This window comes from Streptomyces sp. NRRL WC-3549 (assembly GCF_000721935.1).
GTDB lineage: Bacteria > Actinomycetota > Actinomycetes > Streptomycetales > Streptomycetaceae > Streptomyces.
Genome location: NZ_KL585426.1, coordinates 107,756 through 112,750 on the forward strand (window position 1 = coordinate 107,756; position 4,995 = coordinate 112,750).

General features: G+C 71.3%; 4 protein-coding genes. 3 read left to right on the forward strand and 1 reads right to left on the reverse strand.

The features are described 5' to 3' along the window. Window positions 1-16 precede the first annotated feature (16 nt). Complete coding sequence (locus IH13_RS0128935) at window positions 17-1,690, reverse strand: L-lactate permease (RefSeq protein WP_031088969.1); 1,674 nt, start codon at window positions 1,688-1,690, stop codon at window positions 17-19. Between the two features lie 290 nt (window positions 1,691-1,980). On the opposite strand from IH13_RS0128935, the gene IH13_RS0128940 reads away from it, so the two are divergent. Genes IH13_RS0128940 through IH13_RS0128950 form a run of 3 tightly spaced genes read left to right on the forward strand, consistent with a single transcriptional unit; the run spans window position 1,981 to window position 4,939 of the window. Further along, window positions 1,981-2,748, forward strand: a complete 768-nt coding sequence (locus IH13_RS0128940; protein WP_031088971.1) for a (Fe-S)-binding protein — start codon at window positions 1,981-1,983, stop codon at window positions 2,746-2,748. After that, window positions 2,745-4,307, forward strand: coding sequence for a lactate utilization protein B (locus IH13_RS0128945; RefSeq protein WP_031088972.1), 1,563 nt, complete (start codon window positions 2,745-2,747; stop codon window positions 4,305-4,307). Before IH13_RS0128940 ends, IH13_RS0128945 begins: the two co-directional genes overlap by 4 nt. After that, entirely contained in the window at window positions 4,304-4,939 is a 636-nt protein-coding gene (locus IH13_RS0128950) for a LutC/YkgG family protein (RefSeq protein WP_031088973.1), read from the forward strand. Before IH13_RS0128945 ends, IH13_RS0128950 begins: the two co-directional genes overlap by 4 nt. Window positions 4,940-4,995: the final 56 nt, after the last annotated feature.

Below are 4,995 nucleotides of genomic sequence, written 5' to 3' on the forward strand. Positions count from 1 at the left end.
CGCCGCGCACCGGTCGTTACGGCAGCATCCAGGACAGCACCGGCAGGGACTGGAGGTAGACCAGCACGCACAGGATGACCAGCATCCCGAGGCTGTACCCCGCCACCTTGCGGAGCAGGACGCGCTCCGAGCCCGGCTCGCCCACCGCGGTGGCGGCGATCGTCAGGTTCTGCGGGCTGACCAGCTTGGCCACCACGCCGCCGGAGGTGTTGGCCGCGACGAGCAGGGTCGGGTCGATGCCGGCGGTCTGGCCGGCCGTCTGCTGGAGGTTGGCGAAGAGGGCGTTGGCGGAGGTGTCGGAGCCGGTCACCGCCGTACCCAGCCAGCCCAGGACCGGGGAGAGCAGGGCGAAGAGCCCGCCCGCCGTGGCCAGCCAGGTGCCGATGGCCACGGTCTGGCCCGACTGGTTCATGACGTAGCTGAGCGCCAGCACCGTGGCGACCGTCATGATCGCGACCCGCATGTTCCTCAGGGTGCGCCCGGCGGCCTCGACGGCCGTGCGGGCGCTCAGCGGGTACCGGTCGCCGTCCTCGGCGTAGCGGTAGGCCAGCGTCACCAGGACGCCCGTGATGATCAGCAGCGTGCCCGGATTGCCCAGGACCTCCAGCTTGTAGATCGCGCTGGTGGAGGGGGCGCCGCCGGATGTGAGCAGGTTGCCGTAGAGGCCGGGCCATTCGACGGCGAGGTCGAGGCGACCGAGGAGGCCGGGTACGTCGACGGCTCCGACATCGATCTTGGCGACGGCGAAGACCGCGATGACGAGGGCGTAGGGGAGTACGGCGTAGGTGACGCGGCGCGGGGTGAGCGGCTCGTTCTCCACCCGGGAGTGCTGGTCGTGCGGGGTGGCGGGCTTCCAGAAGCGCAGCATCAGCACGGCGGCCCCGAAGCCGGCGAGCGAGGCCACCACGTCCGTGAGCTCGTAGGCGAAGTGGGCGGAGCACCAGAACTGGGCGGCGGCGAAGACGAACCCGGTGACCAGGGCGATCGGCCACAACTGGCGGACTCCGCGCGCTCCGTCCACGACGAAGAGCAGCAGCGTGGGCACGAACAGGGCGAGCAGCGGGCTCTGGCGGCCGATGACCGCCGCGATGTCATCGGCCGGGATGCCCGTCAGGTTGCCCGCCGTGGTCACCGGGATGGCCATGGCGCCGAAGGCGACCGGCGCGGTGTTGGCGAGCAGGACGGTGACGGCCGCCTTGACCGGGGGCAGGCCGAGGGCCATCAGCATGACGGCGGTGATGGCGACGGGCGCGCCGAAGCCGGCGAGCGCCTCCAGCAGGCCGCCGAAGCAGAAGGCGATGAGCATCGCCTGGACGCGCAGGTCGCCGCGGCCGACCGCGCTGAAGGAGCGCCGCAGGTCCTCGAACCTGCCGCTCACCACGGTCAGTTCGTAGAACCAGATGGCCGCCACGACGATCAGCATCACGGGGAAGAGCCCGAAGACCAGGCCCTGTGTCGCCGAGAGCGCGCTCAGCCCCACCGGCATCCCGAAGCCGAACACGGCCACCAGCAGGGCGGTGAGCACCGAGCCGAGCGCCGACTGCAGCGCCGAGCGCTTCGCCGCCGTCAGCAGCAGGAAGAAGACGGCGAGGGGGACCAGCGCCAGCAGTGCGGTGGCGGTGAGACTGCCCCCGACGACGTGCACGTCCGGGGTGTACGAAGCAAGGCTTGCGGGTGGTGCGGCGGCCACGGAAGAGCTCCTCGTCGAGCGGTACAGGGCTGAGGAACCAGCCGGGACCCTGCCCAGGAAGGGTCCGTACGGGCGACTGTGCGGAATGCGCGGCGTGGCCGGGGAGGCTGGTTCCGGCCTTTAGTAGGACACTGCATATGTCGTATGTCAATAAGGTCGGACCAAGGATTGCCGACTGTGGCGCCATGGCAGAACGACGAAGAGGCTCCTCGCCGACATTCCGGGCGCACCCTTCCCGAAATGGACGGAGGATAGTATGGTCCGACCAAACCATCGATCGGGGAGGCCCCATGCGCATCGGACTCTTCGCCACCTGTCTGGGAGACACGCTCTTCCCCGAGGCGGTGAAATCCACCGCCGTCCTGCTCGCCCGCCTGGGCCACGACGTGGTGTTCCCGCCGGGCCAGACCTGCTGCGGCCAGATGCACGTCAACACCGGCTACCAGCGCGAGCCCGTCCCGCTGGTGCGCAACTTCGCCGAGCAGTTCGGCGACGCGTCGATCGACGCCGTCGTCATGCCGTCCGGGTCGTGCGCCGGATCGGTCCGCCACCAGCACGAGATCGTCGCCGAACGCTACGGCGACGCCGCACTGCGCTCCGGTGTCGCCACCGTCAAGGCCAAGACGTACGAACTCTCCGAACTCCTCGTCGACGTCCTCGGCGTCACCCAGGTCGGCGCCTACTTCCCGCACCGCGTCACCTACCACCCCACCTGCCACTCCCTGCGGATGCTCCGGGTCGGTGACAAGCCACTGCGGCTCCTGCGCGCCGTCGAGGCGATCGACCTCGTCGAGCTCCCCGAGGCGGACGCCTGCTGCGGCTTCGGCGGCACCTTCGCCGTGAAGAACGCCGAGACGTCCACCGCCATGCTCCAGGACAAGATGCGCAACGTCACCGCCACCAAGGCCCAGGTGTGCACCGCCGGTGACTCCTCCTGCCTGATGCACATCGGCGGCGGACTCTCCCGCATCAGGTCCGGCACGCGCACCCTGCACCTCGCCCAGATCCTCGGATCCACCCGCACCGCGCCGTACGCCCTGACGGAGGCCGCCCGATGAGCACGTTCCTCGGCATGCCCGCCACCCCGCCCCGCTCCCCGTACGGAACGGGCAACCTGCGCGGCGACCGGAAGTTCCCCGAGGCCGCCCACGACGAGCTCCGCAACGGGCAGCTGCGCCGCAACCTGGGCCGGGCCACCCACACCATCCGCGCCAAGCGCCTCGCCGTGACCGGCGAACTCCCCGACTGGGAGGAGCTGCGCGACGCCGGGGCGGCCGTCAAGACCGACACCATGAACCGGCTGCCCGAACTCCTGGAGGAACTGGAGCGGAAGGTCACCGAGCGAGGCGGCACCGTCCACTGGGCGCGCGACGGCGTGGAGGCCAACGAGATCGTCACCCGGCTGGTCGAGGCGACCGGCAGCAGCGACGTCATCAAGGTCAAGTCGATGGCCACCCAGGAGATCGGCCTCAACGAGCACCTCGAAGCCGCCGGCATCACCGCGTACGAGACCGACCTCGCCGAGCTCATCGTGCAGCTCGCCCACGACAAGCCCTCGCACATCCTGGTCCCCGCGATCCACCGCAACCGCGACGAGATCCGGCAGATCTTCCTCGACGGGATCCCCGGCGTCGACCCCGGCCTCGACAACGTGCCCGCCCACCTGGCCGCCGCCGCCCGCTCCTACCTGCGCGAGAAGTTCATGACGACCAAGGTGGCCGTCTCCGGCGCCAACTTCGGCATCGCCGAGACCGGCACCCTGTCCGTCGTCGAGTCGGAGGGCAACGGCCGGATGTGCCTGACCCTGCCCGACACCCTCATCACCGTGATGGGCATCGAGAAGGTCCTGCCCCGCTACCAGGACCTGGAGGTCTTCCTCCAACTGCTGCCGCGCTCCTCGACCGGCGAGCGGATGAACCCGTACACGTCGATGTGGACCGGGGTCACCCCCGGCGACGGGCCGCAGGACTTCCACCTCGTCCTCCTCGACAACGGCCGGACCGCCGCACTCGCCGACGCGATCGGCCGGGAGGCCCTCAACTGCATCCGCTGCTCGGCCTGCCTCAACGTCTGCCCGGTGTACGAACGCGCGGGCGGCCACGCGTACGGATCCACCTACCCAGGGCCCATCGGGGCGGTCCTCACCCCGCAGCTCGCCGGGATGCACGCGGCGAAGGACGACCCCAACAGCTCGCTGCCGTACGCCTCCAGCCTCTGCGGCGCCTGCTTCGACGCCTGCCCCGTCAAGATCGACATCCCGTCCCTGCTCGTCGAGCTGCGCCACCAGAACACCGAACAGGCCGGTACCACGGCGGAGAAGCTGGCCATGAAGGCCGCCGCCACCGTGATGAAGAGGCCGAAGCTGTACACGGCCGCGCAGAAGGCCGCCTCCCTCAGCAGGACCGTCGGCGTCGGCGGACGCGACCGCACGGTCTCGCACCTGCCCGCCCCGTTCGACGGCTGGAGCGACAGCCGGGACACCGTCGCCCCGCCGAAGCAGTCCTTCCGCGCCTGGCTGGCCTCGGCCGAGGGCGCTGCCACCATGCGGGAAGCCTCGAAGGAGGGCGCCGCCCGGCGCGCCGACGACCAGCAGGACGACCAGCAGGAGGAACAGTGACGACCACCGCCCGTGACACCGTGCTCGGCCGGGTCAGGGACGCCCTGGCCCTCGCCCCCGCACCCGCCGTCACCGTCCCCCGCGCCTACCGCACCGGCCGCACCCTCCCCGACGCCGAACGCCTGGCCCTGCTGACCGACCGGCTCGTCGACTACAAGGCACAGGTCCACCCGTGCACCCGCGACCGCACGGCCGAGGTGATCGCCGAGGTCCTGCGCGAGCGCGGCGCCCGCCGCGTCGGGGTGCCCGCCGGGCTGGACGGGCGGTGGCTCGGCGCCTGGGACGGTGAGGTCCGGCACGACGCGGCGGACATCCCGGCGCCGAGCCTCGGAGAGCTGGACGGCGTGGTGACCTCATCGGCCGTCAGCTGCGCGGAGACCGGCACGATCTTCCTGGACGGTTCACCGGACCAGGGCCGCCGCGCCCTGTCCCTCGTGCCCGACCTGCACGTCTGCGTCGTCGATCTGTCCTCGGTCGTCGTCGGTGTGCCGGAGGCGGTCGCCCGGCTGGTGCCGGAGCGGCCGACGACCCTGATCAGCGGGCCGTCGGCGACCTCCGACATCGAACTGGAGCGGGTGGAGGGCGTCCACGGCCCCCGCACCCTCGCGGTGGTGATCCGCACCGACGCCTGACCGCGCCCGTCAGGGGGTGTGGCCGACCTCCAGCGGCGCGAAGCCGATACGGGTCG

Bases quoted from the DNA above. Each gene is read 5' to 3' on its own strand.
- IH13_RS0128940 (WP_031088971.1), top strand. From the start codon at position 1,981: ATGCGCATCGGACTCTTCGCCACCTGTCTGGGAGACACGCTCTTCCCC.
- IH13_RS0128945 (WP_031088972.1), top strand. From the start codon at position 2,745: ATGAGCACGTTCCTCGGCATGCCCGCCACCCCGCCCCGCTCCCCGTAC.